Below are 15,653 nucleotides of genomic sequence, written 5' to 3' on the forward strand. Positions count from 1 at the left end.
TATTTTCAGAAAGGGACTACAGGTCGCGTCGCCATATCCAGAGCCTTGTGTTGACGTTTTCCGGGAAACTTATCCGCGCTCGTTTGATCGACGGCAGCACGTCAGGGGTTTCATATGACGCCAGCGCGTATAAAATGCGGCGGGCGCCAGCGTTCTGTCCTGGCGCGTCATCATCGTTCACCTTTTCAGCATTCACCGTCTTCGGTCCGACGCGCCACGCCGGATCGGCCCCGACGGTGTACTGCCACCGGAACAAGAGAGTAATCATGGGCGCACAGTGGAAGGTCAAACACAAAGAAGCAGCAGCCAATGCCAAGGGCAAGATTTTCGGCAAGCTGTCCAAGGAAATCATGATTGCCGCGCGTTCCGGCGCTGATCCCGACATGAATTCGCGCCTGCGTTTGGTGGTCGAGCAGGCGAAGAAAGCCTCGATGCCCCGGGAGACGCTAGAGCGCGCGATCAAAAAGGGCGCTGGCCTGCTGGGCGAGCACGTGCACTTCGAGAAAGTGATCTATGAAGGGTTCGCGCCGCACAAGGTGCCGGTGATCGTCGAATGCCTGACCGATAACGTCAACCGCACGGTTGCCGAGATCCGTGTGCTGTTCCGCAAGGGGCAAATGGGCGCTGCGGGTTCGATCACGTGGGATTTCGATCATCTGGGCATGATCGAAGCGGCGGGCGACGGCAAGGCCGACCCGGAAGAAGCCGCCATCGAAGCCGGGGCGCAGGACGTCGAGCCGGGCGACGAGGGCGTGACCCTGTTCTACACCGAAGTCACTGACCTGGACGCCGTGTGCAAGGCGCTGCCAGAACAAGGCTTCACTGTGGAATCCGCCAAGATCGGCTACCGCCCGAAAAACCCGGTGTCGGGCTTGAGCGACGAGCAGATGGCCGAGGTTGAAGCGTTTCTGGAAGCGATTGACGGCCACGATGACGTGCAGGACGTGTACGTCGGTCTGGCCGGTTGATACCACGGTGGGTCAGTGACTGATTGGAGTGATTGACCCACCGCATCGCTGCGGTCGCGCCTCCGGCATCCCCCAAGAGCCCGAGGCCGCCGCAAGCCAGTGATGTTTGCCTAGCGATCCAGTAGCGCCAGCACCTCGGCAAACCCCGGTCGTTTCATGACCTGTGGCTGAATGCAGCGCGCCGCAAGCCCCCGCAGCACAGCCGTTTCTTCGTCAGACCCGTCGCAACACGTCAGCAACTCATCCAGCAATATCCCGAACGCCCGCACCTCGATGCGCTCCAGGGTCTGGCCCGTCGTTTCATCGGGATAAAACGCGGCAGCGCCGAAATCCCCCAGCAGACTCTCGCCCTGTTCCGCCCAGAGAACGTTATGGGCGTACAGGTCGCCGTGATTGATGCCTTTGCGATGCAAATGCCCGCAGGCGTCGGCAAGGCCGTGGGCCATGCGCCGCACCGTCGCAAGGCTCAGGCGCGTACTGCCGTAGACGTCACGCGTGCAGGATTCGAGGCTGGGCGGGCGGGCCAGGGTGATGAATCGCGGGGAAATCAGCTCCATCACCAACCCTCTCGCCTGCTGCGGGTGATCGAACACTTGCCCCAGGACGGGAATCAGGTTCGGGTGCTGACCGGCGGCGATGCACGCAGCCATTTCATTCAATGGGGAGCCATCGCTGGTCAGCTCGCCCTTATAGAGCTTGACGGCCACCTCGTCGGTCACTCCGTCGTCGTGCTGCCATTCCGCCTGCTGAATCACCCCGGAAGCGCCTTCTCCCAGCACCTGATGCAAGGTCAGCGCTGACCAGGGAATCTGCCGGATGGGCTCCTCAGTGTGAATGTCGTTCAGCGGGTTGCCGGAAAACGCCAGCCAGGCCAGCGCGGGCATCTGCAGCAGCCAATCCGGCAATCGGCGAATCTCGTTGGACGCTATGCGCACCAGCTCCAGCCGCTGACACGCCGCCAGTGACGGGGGCAGGGTGCGCAATCGGTTTCCGGCCAGCATCAGTTTTTGCAGGTGTTCGAACCGACCCAGCTCATCTGGCAGTGATTCCAGGCGGTTATCCGTCAATACGAGGGCGCGCAGACGGGGTGGCAGCGAGCGGGGCGATACGTCGGTGATCCGGCACGCCTTGAAGCCGACGAAAAACAACTGCTCGCACTGGCCCAACGCTTCGGGCAGGTGGGTGAACAGGTTGTTGGAACAGAACAGAATCTTGAGGTGTTTGAGCCGGTGCAGATCGGCCGGCAGCTCGCTGAGTTGATTGTCCGACAGGTTCAACACCTCCAGCGAATCGCTGAGGCTGAAAATCTCGTCGGGAAACGCCGTGAGGCCGCAGCTGAGGTCCAGCCGTTTGCTGCCCGCCAGTGTGCCGGCGCGCAGGTCTGCGAGAGTGTGCATGGGGAAAAGGCCCGTGGTTCAGGGCCAGTCATGATAGCGAGTTCGTGAGCGTCGCGCTCAACCGAGGCAGCGATCCAGCAGCTGATGCATGCGTTCGAGGGTAGGGGCCGACTCGGCGTAGAGAATCCGGTACACCATGGGCGCCACGACGGCATCGACCAGCTCATCGGCGGATGGGCTGCGCTCGCCGCGCAAGTGGGCGCGGTCGATGATGATCTGCAACTGATCGCGGACCATGTTCAGGCACTTGCCCGAGCACAGGGTTGCGCTGCTGGCGACCACGTCGCGCATCATTTCGCGGCCCGGTGCGGAATTGGTTTCTTCGAGGTAGACCTCGACCCAGGTACGCAGGTCTTCGCGCAGGCTGCCGCAATCCACCGGTTCATCGGGGCGCAACCGTTCCACTGCCGCATCGGCCAGCAGCGACGTCAAATCGCCCCAGCGACGGTAGATGGTCGAGGGCGTGACGCCCGCACGGGCAGCGATCATGGGCACGCTCAACGCGGAACGGTCCTGCTCTTCAAGCAAGTCGCGCACGGCGGCGTGGATCGATGTCTGCACCCGGGCGCTACGGCCGCCGGTACGAATGCCTTCTTTGATAGCCATGAATCGGACCTTAACACAAAGTATTTGCTTTAAGCGGTTTCTGCTCGCACACTCCCTAACGCAAATTAATAGCTTTTATGGTGTGCTTTTTCGGGAGAGTGTACGCGTGTCTGAATCGATGCAGAACCCGCAAGTCGATGGTCGGAGCCGAGGGCACCTCGGGTATTTCGCGTTTGTGATGCTGTGCTTCTTTGCCGCTTCCAGTGCACCGACGCCGCTCTACCATGTGTATCAGCAGGCGTGGGGCTTTTCTTCCGCGCTGCTGACGCTGATTTTTGCGGTGTACGCCTTGAGTTTGCTGGCGACGTTGTTGGTGTTCGGTTCGCTGTCAGACTATTTGGGGCGGCGTCCGGTGATCCTCGTCGCTCTGCTGCTGGAGGCCTTGTCGATGCTCTTGTTCATCGGCGCTAGCGACGTCAGTTGGCTGATAGCCGCCCGCGTCTTGCAGGGGGTGGCGACGGGGATCGCCAGCAGCGCATTGGGCGCGGCGATGCTCGACACCGATCAGAATCAGGGCCCGTTGATCAACAGCATTGCGCCGATGTTCGGCATGGCGTTGGGCGCGCTCGGCACCAGCGCGCTGGTGGAATACGCGCCGATGCCGTTGCTGCTGGCCTTCATTCTGCTGCTGGCGGCATTCGTGGCGCAGATCCTGTACCTCTGGCGCGTGCAGGAAACCGTCAGCCCGCAACCCGGTGTGTTGAAGACCCTGAAACCCAGGCTCTATGTGCCGCAGCGTGCGCGCAGTACCTTGCTGCTGGTGTTGCCAGCGGACATCGCCGCCTGGGCGCTGGGCGGGTTCTTCCTGTCGCTGGCACCTTCATTGCTCGCCGCCGCGACCGGCTCGAAATCCGTGCTTCACGGTGGTTTGGCGGTGGCGGCTCTGACGATCAGCGGGGCGATTTCCATCATGAACCTGCGCCTGCGCCCGCCGCAATTGGCGCTGTTGGTGGGGTGCAGCTTTTTGGCGTTGGGCGTGTCGGTGATTCTGCTGGCGGTCAACGTGGGCTGGCTGTGGCTGTTTTTCAGCGGCGCCGTGGTGGCGGGGATCGGGTTTGGCGCCAGCTTCCTGGGGGCGTTGCGGTTGCTGCTGCCGCTGGCTCACGCCCATGAACGGGCGGGGCTGATGTCGACGTTTCTGGCGTTGAGCTACCTGGCGTTCTGCGTCCCGGCGCTGCTTGCGGGGCTGGCGGTCAAAAGCGAGGGGCTGGTGGTCACGACCAACGTGTACGGGGCCGTAGTGGTCGTGTTGGCGTTGCTGGCCCTGGGCGGGTTGCTGATGCAGCGCATGACCAAGGCGCGCGCGGCCTGACTCCGGATAGCACTGGAAATGGGCGCGGCGCCGCCCATTCCCTAAAGTCAGGGGCCGCAGTGCCGATAAACCGGCTGGGACACACTCGACTCAATTGAGCATGGATCAGCTATGACTTCGATTTCCTCTATCACCTCCACGCAGCCTCTGGTAGTCACCCCGACAGTGGCGACTCAGCCGGTGGCCACCTCAGCGGTGGGGACGACCCCGAGCACCGCATCGCCTTCGTCTGTCGTGATGCTGGGGCAGGACACCCTCGTCACTAACGCACAGACCTACACCGCCCGTGGTGTGATTGCCGACGCCGATGTGCCGCCCGCCTGGGAATACACGCGGCAGGATTCGGTGACCCTGGCGATGCAAGGCAACTTCAGCACGACGCATGGTGTGGGCCGTTTCCAGGGCCTTGGCGCCACGCTGCTTGCGCAACTGGCGCAGACCGGGAAGGGTGTTTCCCAGTCGGTGATCAGCTCGCCTTCCGGACGAACCCTTGAACCCTCCGAGCTGGCGGCCGCCCAGAACAAACTGCACAGCAGTGCCGCCGATAACAGCATCAGCCTGACCCTGAAGACCGCCAGCGGCAAGACCGTGCAATTGACCCTTTCCAGCAGCGAAAACGGGCTGGCGGTACAGGCACAGGTCAGCGGTGGCGACCTGAGCGACGACGAACTTGCCGCGCTGGGCAAGATGGCAGACGGTTTTCAATCGGCCATCGACGGGCTGACGGCGAAATCTCCTCAGCTCAAGCTGGACGCGTTGACGCAATATGACAGCAACGTGTTTTCGTCGGTGACGCTGAGCACCCGCATCAAACTGAATGACGGCAGCGTCCAGAGCCTGGATATGAATGCCGACGCCGACCAGCGTTCAGTGCGCATGAGCGGTGCGTCGGGCAATCTGGACATTTCCGTCGATCTGAAGAATGCCGCCATTATCGGCAACAGCGACCAGCAGGCGAAAGCCGTTAAAAACTACGTGAGTCAGATTGAAGCCGCCCGGACACGCGGTGACGGCGACGTACAATTGCTCTCCCTCTTCGAAGACGGGTTCAAGACGCTGCACAGCCAATACCCCGGAGCCCGGCCTTCCACCGCACCCCAGACCATCAACTCCATCGACTTGACCGATACCGATCACGGTTTGCTGACGGGCCTGGCCGATTTCAAGGCGTCGGTCACCGAGAAGACCGAGGCCAGCAACCCGGCACGCCCTGATGAGCTGGACGCGTTCTCGTACAACCTGTCGCAATCGACGCAATCCAAAGGCCGGGATCAGTTGAACCGGACCCTCGTTCAGAACCAGCAATCGAGCCTGATTGCCAGTTACCACAAGGCGCTCACCGCAGGCCAGAAGCTGGACCTGAGCCGCGATCCGACGTCGCAGAATTATCTGTATTACCAGATCAACGATCAGGCCAGCAGCAAGACCAACATCGGTTACGACAAAGGGGCATTGGTGCAGGCGTCGGTCAGCCAGTCCGCAAGCCAGTCGACGCGTATTTCCAAATACGTGATGGGGCACCTGGAGAGCGACACGCGGACGCCGTTGTCATCGTCAAAAACCCAGAATTTCCTGAGCGTGCTGCAACAGGCGCTGCAGCAGGACAAGGACGCGAAACAAGGCCGTGGCGTTTCGACGCTCAAGGACACCCTGGCAGGTATTCAGGACAAGGTATTGTTGCGAGCCAGTGCGAGAGACCGGGAGGGTTGAGCGGTGGATCTGTGACAGACCGGCTGTCTGACCCACCGCTCTCTGTTCAAATCGGCTGACGCAACGCCTGTCGCGCAGCCTTGACAGCAGGGTCATCGGCAGGGCTGACCACGGCGTAGTTGTAACCACCTCCTGACCAATAATCGGCTTCCAGCTCGCCGTCCCGTCGCGTGCCGGGGGCCAGCAAATGATTGTTCGGCCCTGGTGGACGGATGTAGAAACTCAGCGTCCGTCCTTCGTCATCCTTGTACACCACCATCGCGGCGGCACCTTGTTCGGTGCTGGTCAGGCGCCCACTCACGGGTTTGAACCCGGCTGACGCCAGATCGGGCAGGCGGTTGGCCTGGGCGAAATGCTTGTCCAGCCAGACCTGCGCGTTGTTCGGCTTGTCGGTGTTCCAGTCGCTGGCCATGCTGTCGTTGACCGCGAACATCCGATAGGCCTGCACGGCGTCGGCCATGGGCTGAACGCCGCTGACGAGGGTCATTTCCCGGGCCTGCCAGCCACTCATTCCGCCGACACCGACCGCGATCAACAGCACTGCCGCGGTGGCGAACTGGCGGCTGCGGCTGCGACGCACGCGCTGGCGGATGAACGCCGGGTCCAGGTCTGGGTTGGCCGGGCGATGCAGCTCGCCACTCAAGCTGGCGCGCAGGTTCTGGGCATCCCGTTGCCAGGCCAGCAGTTGCTGGGCCAGCTCGGGCTGCGTGGCCAGATACGTCTCCATCGTCTGCCGGTCGGCGTCGTTGAGCTGCCCATCGACGTAGGCGTGCAAGTCGCGTTCACTGGGATGCAATGTCATCATTTCAATATCCGCAGAGCAGGGGTGGTGATTTCGCCTTCGCTGAGCAGGCGCAAGGCCTGGCGCGCGCGAGACAAGCGGGACATGACGGTGCCCACGGGGACGCCGAGGATTTCCGCCACTTCGTTATAACTCAAGCCTTCGACAGACACCCAGAGCAACAGGGCACGTTGTTCGGTGTTCAGCCGTTCGAACGCCTGCAGCGTGGTTTGCGCAACCACGGTGCGCTCCACGGAAGGCTCATGGTGATCTTCCTTGCCGCCGGTAAACAGCTCCAGCATGCGACTGTATCGGCGCGAACGTCGATGGGCGTCGAGAAATTGCCTATAAAGAATGGAGAACAGCCAGGCGCGGAGGTCGCCTTCCGGCCGTTTGCTGCTCCAGGCAGACAAGGCTTTTTCAAGGCTCGACTGCACCAGATCATCGGCCGCGCTGTGGTCACGGGTGAGCGATGCGGCAAACCGACGCATTCGTGGCAGCAGCTCTCGTAATTGATCGTCGACATCATACATAAGGTGATTTCCTGATCGATCGGCGGGATCGCTCGGATCGTATGACCAGAAAGACGCACGCCCGTGCAAGTTATTCCACCGCACACAAAATAAATATCACGCCATGGAATAAAGGCGTTTATGCCGCGTCCTACCGCTACATGAATGCAGAGAGGCCCCAGGCCCGGAGTGTGACCGATGATTGACCGTGAGCCGCCGTACCCCCGCAAACCACCCTTGACCCCCTCGGAGAAATTCGTTCGCCTCGCCGGTATTGGCCTGGTGGTGGCCATCGCCGTCGGCGCATTCGCCTACGTGAATGGCAGCCTTGACCCACAACGCTTGACGCCTGCACGGGTTGTCGACGTGTTCGAACACAGCAACGGCGTGCACCCTGGCTACCGTCGCAACCACCCCAAAGGCATCTGCGTCGCCGGGTATTTCGAGAGCAATGGCGCGGCGGCGACGCTGTCCAAAGCCGAAGTGTTCGCCAGTGGCCGCACCCCGGTGGTCGGACGGCTCGCGCTGCCCACCGGCAATCCGTATTCACCTGACAGCGCGGCGCCCATCCGCAGCTTCGCGGTGCAGTTCACCCAACCCAACGGCCAGCAATGGCGCACCGGGATGAACAGCATGCCGGTGTTCCCGGTGGGCACGCCTGAAGCGTTCGTCGACCTGCAAAAAGCCACCGCGCCTGATCCCAAAACCGGCAAGCCTGATCCGTCCAGGCCTCCGGCGTTCTTTGCCGCGCACCCCGAGGCCCAGCCGTTTCTGGCCTGGGTCAAGACGGCCAAACCGTCCGCCAGCTTTGTGACCGAGACCTACAACAGCGTCAACGCGTTTGTGCTGGTAGATGCGCAGGGCAAGCGGCAACCGGTGCGCTGGAGTCTGGTCCCTGAAGCGAAAGGCGATGCACCGGCCCCGGACGCCAAGGATTACTTGCAGCAAGACTTGAGCGACAAACTGGCCAGCGGGCCACAGCGCTGGAATCTGGAGCTGACCCTTGCTAACCCGCAAGACCCGACCAACGATGCGTCCAAGGCGTGGTCCGGGGAGCACAAGACCGTGACAGCTGGAACATTGGTGGTTGAAAGCGACAGCGCCCAGCTGGACGGCGCGTGCCGGGACATCAACTACGACCCGCTGGTGTTGCCGAGCGGCATCGAAGGGTCAGACGATCCGCTGCTGGCGGCTCGGTCTGCTGCCTACGCGTCGTCATACCTGCGCCGCACAGGTGAAGTCGATCAACTGAAAGCCGCGCCTGCCCAGGAGAAAAAGCCATGAGTACGCCCACCTTGCATTTTTCGCCTCTGGCACGCGCGCTGCACTGGTTGATGGCCGTGATGGTGATCGCCATGTTGTTCATCGGCGCGGGCATGGTGGCCTCGGTGTCCGAACGCCATGAGTGGTTATTGAACATCCATAAACCGCTGGGGATTGCGATTCTGGCATTGGTCATCGTGCGTTTGATCGTGCGCTTCACCACGCAAACGCCGCCGTTGCCAGCGGATTTGCCTGCGGTGCAAGCGTTGGCGGCGAAGCTCTCTCACTACCTGCTCTATGCGTTGATGCTGGCGATGCCGCTGATTGGCTGGGCGATGATCTCGGCAGCGGGCGACCCGGTGATGCTCGGCAGCTCGATCCGTCTGCCCTCCATCGTTGCGGCTCATGCCGAGACGTTTGCGTTTCTGCGCAAAGCCCATCGCTATCTGGCGTATCTGTTTTTCCTGACCATCCTCGCGCACCTCGCGGCCGCGTTGTTTCATGGCTGGATTCGCCGCGATGAAGTGCTGGACAGCATGTTGCGAGGGAAAACGCGGGGGTCATGACGCTGCTCGTCCGGTCGCACTCTTGTCTGTCGCCGTGGTCCATTGATCACCGCATCCCAAGCAAGGAAGACCCTTCATGAACGGCTGGTGGCAGGAAGTCGTCGAGACGTTGCGTTCCGAGTTCTCAGACATCACTGATGCGTCCCAACTGACGCGGGTGAGTGTGCGGCTGGTGATCGCGGCCGTACTGGGCGGGATTCTTGGTTTCGAACGCGAGCACAAAGGCAAGGCGGCGGGGGTGCGCACCCACATGCTGGTCTGCATGGGCGCGGCGCTGTTTGTTCTGGTGCCGCGACTGGCGGGCGCGGATGACGCGGCGTTGAGCCGCGTGGTGCAAGGCATCGTCGCCGGGATCGGCTTTCTCGGCGCGGGCACCATCCTCAAGGGTGACAAACTCAACACCCATCAAGTGAAAGGCTTGACCACTGCAGCCGGGTTATGGATGACGGCGGCCATTGGCATCGCCGCTGGCATGGGCCGGGAAGCCACTGCCGTGCTGAGCACGCTCTTGGCGCTGGGGATATTCAGTCTGATGCCGCTGATCGTTGATCGCTTCGACCCGCCCGAGGAGCGGGACAAAGACCCGGCCCGCAACACCGGCGGGGATTCGCACCAACCCTGAGCGCGGCGGCGCGCGCTCAGGGCTTCTTCATTCAATCATTCTGGAAACCTTTCACCCAGTACCGCAGGAGGCTCCTGACTGGGCGGGTCGCCCTTGGGCGGTTCGATGACCGGTGGCATGGTCGGCGGAGGCGGTTCTTCCGGTTTCGGCACCGGCAGTTCCGGATCATCGATGTTCGGATCGGGCGTTTCAGCGGGAACGGGAATGGTCATTGCTTCACCTTCCTTAGGCGCAGGTCGCAAGAGGCAATCGTGCCGGTTTTTTTCTGCGCGCTCGCTGCGTTCGACAGTGCGTGGGATTGAATGATTCAGCGCAATTTCCCGGTGGTTTGCCAGCCCGCGACTAAGCTGCCAACGGATCGATTTTTGCCGCGCAAGCTCTTTGAACTTTTCCCCGAAACTGGCGTTCGGAACCTATGCGGCCAGATTCGGGCACACCTGCCCTGAGGTCGGACGCATGCAGCTCAAGGATGAAGTGTCGACGAAATGGACTATTACGGACTTGTACAAGGAGCGTCCCTGGGGCGTGAGGAGTGATGCTCGATGAATGTGACTGCTGATCAGCCATACGGCCCGGATTCCCTGGCCACCGATGTTCCACACCCAATCCAGCCTTTATCCCTGACCCAGGCCTTGCAACTGCCGCGGATCGTCATCGAAGACACGCAGCCGGTGATCGAGCATGGGCAGTTGGCGGCCAAAGCCATCACCGGGCAACCCGTAACCGTCACCAGCAAGGTGTTCGCCGATGGCCACGACAAAATGGCCGTGCGCATCCGTTACCGCGCTGCCGACGAGCAGGAATGGCATCAGGCGCCGATGCGCGAACTGGGCAATGACAGCTGGATCGGTGAGTTCACCCCAACCTCAGTCAGCCGCTACCTGTTTCGCCTGGAAGCCTGGATCGATCAATTCGCCAGCTATCGCTATGAGCTGGAGAAAAAATACGCCGCCGGTGTGCCGGTCGGTCTGGAGCTGGAAGAAGGGCGTTTGCACCTCGTGCACGCCAGCGAACGCAGCCAGAACGAACTCAAAGGGCAGATCGATAGCCTGCTGAAACGTCTCGGCGAGAACACTGAACACGAAGCGCAGGTCACCTTGCTGCTGCACAGTGAAACCGCCGCGATCATGGCGCAGGCCGACAATCACGCGTTCCTCAGCCGCAGCCTCGAATTCCCGCTGGATGTGGAACGTGAGCTGGCGCAGTTCGCCAGTTGGTACGAGCTGTTTCCTCGCTCGATCACCGACGATAAGCATCGCCACGGCACCTTCAACGACGTGCACAGCCGCTTGCCGATGATTCGTGACATGGGTTTTGACGTGCTGTATTTCCCGCCCATTCACCCGATTGGCCGCGCGCACCGAAAAGGCCCGAATAACTCGCTGAAAGCCGGTCCTGACGATCCGGGCAGCCCGTACGCCATCGGCAGTGCGGATGGCGGTCACGACGCGATCCACCCGCAATTGGGCACCCGTGAAGACTTCCGCAATCTGGTGGCTGCGGCTGCCGAGCACGGCCTGGAAATCGCCCTCGATTTTGCGATCCAGTGCTCCCAGGATCACCTGTGGCTCACGGAGCATCCGGGCTGGTTCTCGTGGCGGCCGGACGGCACGATCCGTTACGCGGAAAACCCACCGAAGAAATACCAGGACATCGTTAACGTCGATTTCTACGCGCCGGATGCGATCCCTAGCCTCTGGCTGGAACTGCGCGATGTGGTCCTAGGCTGGGTCGAGGAGGGCGTGAAGATTTTCCGCGTCGACAACCCGCACACCAAGCCGCTGCCGTTCTGGCAATGGATGATCGCCGACATTCGTGCGCAGCATCCGGACGTGATGTTCCTCGCCGAGGCCTTTACCAAACCGGCGATGATGGCGCGTCTGGGCAAGGTCGGTTACTCCCAGAGCTACACCTACTTTACCTGGCGCAACACCAAGGCCGAGCTGGCCGAGTATTTCACCCAGCTCAATGAGTCGCCGTGGCGCGAATGCTACCGGCCGAACTTCTTCGTCAACACGCCGGACATCAACCCGCACTTCCTGCACGACTCAGGGCGTCCGGGCTTCCTGATCCGCGCCGCGCTGGCGACCATGGGGTCGGGGCTGTGGGGCATGTATTCCGGGTTTGAACTCTGTGAGTCGGCACCGGTGCCGGGCAAAGAGGAATACCTGGATTCCGAGAAGTACGAGATTCGCCCTCGGGACTACACCGCACCCGGCAACATCATTGCCGAGATCGCACAGCTGAACCGCATCCGTCGTCAGAACCCGGCGCTGCAATCCCACTTGGGCCTGCGCATCTACAACGCCTGGAACGACAACATTCTGTATTTCGGCAAACGCAGCGCGGACGGCAGTAATTTCGTGCTCGTGGCCGTCAGCCTCGATCCGCGCAACGCGCAGGAAGCGTATTTCGAGCTGCCGTTGTGGGAAATGGGCTTGGCGGATGACGCGGCGACCTTGGGTGAAGACCTGATGACCGGCCACTCCTGGACCTGGTACGGCAAAACGCAGTTCATGCGCATCGACCCGAACTATCAGCCGTTTGGCATCTGGCGCATCAAGGCGCCAAACCAATAATTCAAGGGACGTGGTCATGGCAAAGAAACCCCGCAACGCTGCCTTTATCGAAGACCCGCTCTGGTACAAGGATGCGGTGATTTACCAGGTGCACGTGAAGTCATATTTCGATTCCAACGATGATGGAATCGGCGACTTTCCGGGCCTGATCGCCAAACTCGATTACATCGCCGAACTCGGCGTGAATACCATCTGGCTGCTGCCGTTTTACCCGTCGCCCCGGCGCGACGACGGCTACGACATCTCAGACTATCGCGGGATTCACAGCGATTACGGCAACATGTCGGACGCCAAGAAGTTCATTGCCGAGGCCCACAAGCGCGGGCTGCGGGTGATCACTGAGTTGGTCATCAACCACACGTCGGACCAGCACCCGTGGTTCCAGAAGGCACGGCACGCGAAGAAGGGCTCCAAAGCCCGAGATTTCTACGTCTGGTCCGACGACGATCAGAAATACGACGGCACCCGGATCATCTTTCTCGACACCGAAAAGTCCAACTGGACCTGGGACCCGGTCGCCGGTCAGTACTTCTGGCACCGCTTCTATTCCCACCAGCCGGACCTGAATTTCGACAACCCGCAGGTGATGAAAGCGGTGCTGGAAGTGATGCGCTACTGGCTGGACATGGGCATCGACGGCCTGCGTCTGGACGCGATTCCGTACCTCATCGAACGCGACGGCACCAACAACGAAAACCTGCAAGAGACCCACAACGTCCTCAAGCAGATTCGTGCGGAGATCGACGCCAACTACCCCGACCGCATGCTGCTGGCCGAGGCCAATCAATGGCCGGAAGACACGCAGCTGTATTTTGGGGATCGCAAAGGCAAGGACGGCGACGAATGCCACATGGCCTTTCACTTCCCGCTGATGCCGCGCATGTACATGGCCGTGGCGCAGGAAGACCGTTTCCCGATCACCGACATCCTGCGCCAGACCCCGGAAATCCCGGAAAACTGCCAGTGGGCGATTTTCCTGCGCAACCACGATGAGCTGACCCTGGAAATGGTCACCGACCGTGAGCGCGACTATCTGTGGAACTACTACGCCTCCGACCGCCGCGCGCGGATCAACCTGGGCATTCGCCGTCGTCTGGCCCCGCTGCTGGAGCGCGACCGTCGCCGCGTAGAGCTCCTTAACAGCATGTTGTTGTCCATGCCAGGAACGCCGACCCTGTATTACGGCGACGAAATCGGCATGGGTGACAACATTTACCTCGGCGACCGCGACGGTGTGCGCACGCCGATGCAGTGGTCCATCGACCGCAATGGCGGCTTCTCCCGGGCCAACCCGGCGAGTCTGGTGCTGCCGCCGATCATGGACCCGCTGTACGGCTATCAGTCGGTCAACGTCGAAGCTCAGGACCACGACCCGCATTCATTGCTCAACTGGACCCGGCGCATGCTCGCCGTGCGCAAACAGCAGAAAGCGTTCGGCCGGGGCACGCTGAAAATGCTTTCGCCGAGCAACCGCCGAATTCTGGCCTACACCCGGGAATACACCGGGCCGGACGGCAAGACTGAAATTATCCTGTGTGTTGCCAACGTCTCCGCCGCGTCCCAGGCGGCCGAACTGGAACTGTCCCATTACGCGGGCACCGTGCCGGTCGAGATGTTGGGCGGCAGCGCCTTTCCACCCATTGGCCAGCTCAATTACCTGCTGACGTTGCCGCCGTATGGCTTCTACTGGTTCGTGCTGGCCGCGGAGAATCAAATGCCCAGCTGGCACGTCGAACCGGCCGAAAGCATGCCGGATTTCCCCACCCTGGTGCTCAAGCAACGTCTGGAAGAACTGCTGGACGAACCGCTGCGCCAGACCATGGAACAGACCTCGCTGTCGGTCTACTTGCCCAAACGTCGCTGGTTCGCGGGCAAGGGCACGGCCATCGACAACGTGCACATCGCTTACGCCGTACGCTTCGGCACGGCCGAACGCCCGGTGCTGCTCAGCGAAATCGAAGTCACGTCGGGCAACGATGTGGCGCGGTATCAACTGCCGTTCGGCTTCCTCGCCGAAGATGATTTCAGCAGCGCGCTGCCGCAGCAATTGGCCCTGGCCCGTGTGCGCCGTGGCCGTCAGGTTGGCCTGATTACCGATGCGTTCACCCTGGAGCCGTTCATTCGTGCCGTGATCAAGGGCATGCAGGACAAGACTGCATTGCCCACTGGCGATGGCGAGCTGCGTTTTCAGCAGACCTCGAAACTGGCGGCCCTGGGCCTGAACGACGAATCTGAAGTGCGCTATCTGTCCGCCGAGCAATCCAACAGCTCGGTCGTGGTCGGCAACGCGCTGGTGCTGAAGATGATCCGTCGCGTGGCGGCCGGGACGCACCCTGAACTGGAAATGGGCGCGTACCTCACCGAAGCCGGCTACGAACACATCTCGCCGCTGTTGGGTGCGGTGGTGCGGGTCGACAAGGCGGGCGAGAGTAATCTGCTGATGATCGCTCAGGGGTATCTGAGCAATCAGGGCGACGCGTGGGAATGGACTCAGAACAACCTCGAACGCGCTGTGCGCGATCACATGGCCCATGGCTCGTCATCGGCTGAACAGCACGCCAATGCCTTGTTGGAACTCAAGGATTTCGCCGGTTTGCTAGGACAGCGGTTGGGTGAAATGCACGTGGTGCTGGGCGCGCCGACCGACAATCCCGACTTCAAGACCGAAGTCACCAGCGTCAAGGACAGTCAAGCGTCGGCGAAAAGTGTGGGGGCGCAAATCGAACGCGCGCTGGACTTGCTCGAACAGCATCGCAATACCCTTGAACCCGGCGATCAGCAATTGGTCAGTGAACTGCTGGGTAAACGCAAACCGCTGCTGGCACAGGTGCAGAGCCTGGCGAAACAGTCGGTGGGCGGCCTGCGCATGCGGGTTCACGGTGACTTGCACTTGGGCCAGATGCTGGTGGTGAAAGGCGATGCGTACCTGATCGACTTTGAGGGTGAACCGGCGCGTCCCCTGCAGGAACGTCGCGCGAAGTACAGCCCGTTCAAGGACGTCAGCGGCGTGTTGCGATCTTTCGACTACGCTGCCGCCATGGCGGTACGCAATGCCCAGAGTGCGGATAGCTCGCCTCAGGCAGAGGCCGCGCGCAAGCATGTGGCCGAAACGTATTTGACACAGGCGCGGGACGCGTTCCTCGGGGCTTACAAAACAGCTACCGTCGACGTTGCCCACGCCTGGAAAGACACCAAAGGGGAGGCGGCCGCACTGGCGCTGTTCACTTTGGAAAAAGCGGCTTATGAAGTGGCCTACGAGGCCGAGAATCGGCCGACCTGGTTGTCGGTACCGCTTCAAGGTCTACGTGGGCTGCTGGACTTGTCTGATGGAGAATGA

General features: G+C 61.5%; 14 protein-coding genes. 8 read left to right on the forward strand and 6 right to left on the reverse strand.

Going from position 1 to position 15,653, the window contains the following annotated elements; genetic code table 11:
• Positions 1-16 precede the first annotated feature (16 nt).
• Entirely contained in the window at positions 17-268 is a 252-nt protein-coding gene (locus ACWKWE_RS03525; RefSeq protein WP_483849647.1) for a hypothetical protein, read from the reverse strand.
• Here ACWKWE_RS03525 and ACWKWE_RS03530 point away from each other — a divergent pair.
• Positions 267-968, forward strand: coding sequence for a YebC/PmpR family DNA-binding transcriptional regulator (locus tag ACWKWE_RS03530; RefSeq protein ID WP_483849648.1), 702 nt, complete (start codon positions 267-269; stop codon positions 966-968). The genes ACWKWE_RS03525 and ACWKWE_RS03530 overlap by 2 nt on opposite strands.
• A gap of 110 nt (positions 969-1,078) precedes the next feature.
• Here ACWKWE_RS03530 and ACWKWE_RS03535 read toward each other — a convergent pair whose 3' ends face one another.
• Together ACWKWE_RS03535 and ACWKWE_RS03540 are read right to left on the reverse strand one after the other, a co-directional pair.
• Positions 1,079-2,365, reverse strand: a complete 1,287-nt coding sequence (locus tag ACWKWE_RS03535; RefSeq protein WP_483849649.1) for a leucine-rich repeat-containing protein kinase family protein — start codon at positions 2,363-2,365, stop codon at positions 1,079-1,081.
• Between the two features lie 57 nt (positions 2,366-2,422).
• Positions 2,423-2,971 carry a TetR/AcrR family transcriptional regulator gene (locus ACWKWE_RS03540; RefSeq protein WP_166594439.1) on the reverse strand — a complete coding sequence of 183 codons (549 nt, stop codon included), beginning with the start codon at positions 2,969-2,971 and terminating at the stop codon, positions 2,423-2,425.
• 118 nt (positions 2,972-3,089) lie between these two features.
• Between ACWKWE_RS03540 and ACWKWE_RS03545 the strand changes: the two genes are divergently transcribed.
• Together ACWKWE_RS03545 and ACWKWE_RS03550 are read left to right on the forward strand one after the other, a co-directional pair.
• Complete coding sequence (locus ACWKWE_RS03545) at positions 3,090-4,283, forward strand: MFS transporter (protein WP_483849975.1); 1,194 nt, start codon at positions 3,090-3,092, stop codon at positions 4,281-4,283.
• A gap of 111 nt (positions 4,284-4,394) precedes the next feature.
• Complete coding sequence (locus tag ACWKWE_RS03550) at positions 4,395-5,993, forward strand: lactate dehydrogenase (RefSeq protein ID WP_483849650.1); 1,599 nt, start codon at positions 4,395-4,397, stop codon at positions 5,991-5,993.
• A gap of 46 nt (positions 5,994-6,039) precedes the next feature.
• On the opposite strand, the gene ACWKWE_RS03555 is transcribed toward ACWKWE_RS03550, so the two are convergent.
• Together ACWKWE_RS03555 and ACWKWE_RS03560 are read right to left on the reverse strand one after the other, a co-directional pair.
• Positions 6,040-6,798 carry an anti-sigma factor family protein gene (locus ACWKWE_RS03555; protein ID WP_483849651.1) on the reverse strand — a complete coding sequence of 253 codons (759 nt, stop codon included), beginning with the start codon at positions 6,796-6,798 and terminating at the stop codon, positions 6,040-6,042.
• Positions 6,795-7,307 carry a sigma-70 family RNA polymerase sigma factor gene (locus tag ACWKWE_RS03560; protein ID WP_483849652.1) on the reverse strand — a complete coding sequence of 171 codons (513 nt, stop codon included), beginning with the start codon at positions 7,305-7,307 and terminating at the stop codon, positions 6,795-6,797. Before ACWKWE_RS03560 ends, ACWKWE_RS03555 begins: the two co-directional genes overlap by 4 nt.
• A 177-nt stretch (positions 7,308-7,484) precedes the next feature.
• Here ACWKWE_RS03560 and ACWKWE_RS03565 point away from each other — a divergent pair, with 177 nt between their 5' ends.
• The 3 genes from ACWKWE_RS03565 to ACWKWE_RS03575 all read left to right on the forward strand — a co-directional run bounded on the left by ACWKWE_RS03565 (position 7,485) and on the right by ACWKWE_RS03575 (position 9,737).
• The gene (locus tag ACWKWE_RS03565) at positions 7,485-8,570 is read left to right on the forward strand and encodes a catalase family peroxidase (RefSeq protein WP_483849653.1); all 1,086 of its coding nucleotides are present in this window, start codon (positions 7,485-7,487) and stop codon (positions 8,568-8,570) included.
• Positions 8,567-9,115 carry a cytochrome b gene (locus ACWKWE_RS03570; RefSeq protein WP_166594445.1) on the forward strand — a complete coding sequence of 183 codons (549 nt, stop codon included), beginning with the start codon at positions 8,567-8,569 and terminating at the stop codon, positions 9,113-9,115. Before ACWKWE_RS03565 ends, ACWKWE_RS03570 begins: the two co-directional genes overlap by 4 nt.
• Positions 9,116-9,191: 76 nt before the next feature.
• Complete coding sequence (locus ACWKWE_RS03575; RefSeq protein ID WP_166594446.1) at positions 9,192-9,737, forward strand: MgtC/SapB family protein; 546 nt, start codon at positions 9,192-9,194, stop codon at positions 9,735-9,737.
• Between the two features lie 35 nt (positions 9,738-9,772).
• Here the strand turns inward: ACWKWE_RS03575 and ACWKWE_RS03580 are convergent, their stop codons facing one another.
• A complete protein-coding gene (locus ACWKWE_RS03580; protein WP_166594447.1) occupies positions 9,773-9,949 on the reverse strand; it encodes a hypothetical protein in 177 nt (58 codons plus the stop codon).
• Between the two features lie 330 nt (positions 9,950-10,279).
• On the opposite strand from ACWKWE_RS03580, the gene ACWKWE_RS03585 reads away from it, so the two are divergent.
• Positions 10,280-12,316, forward strand: a complete 2,037-nt coding sequence (locus tag ACWKWE_RS03585) for an alpha-1,4-glucan--maltose-1-phosphate maltosyltransferase (protein ID WP_483849654.1) — start codon at positions 10,280-10,282, stop codon at positions 12,314-12,316.
• Positions 12,317-12,332: 16 nt separating this feature from the next.
• On the forward strand, positions 12,333-15,653 hold the full coding sequence (gene treS / locus ACWKWE_RS03590; RefSeq protein ID WP_483849655.1) for a maltose alpha-D-glucosyltransferase: 3,321 nt from the start codon (positions 12,333-12,335) through the stop codon (positions 15,651-15,653).

The sequence above is a fragment of the Pseudomonas salicis genome, from assembly GCF_057128705.1.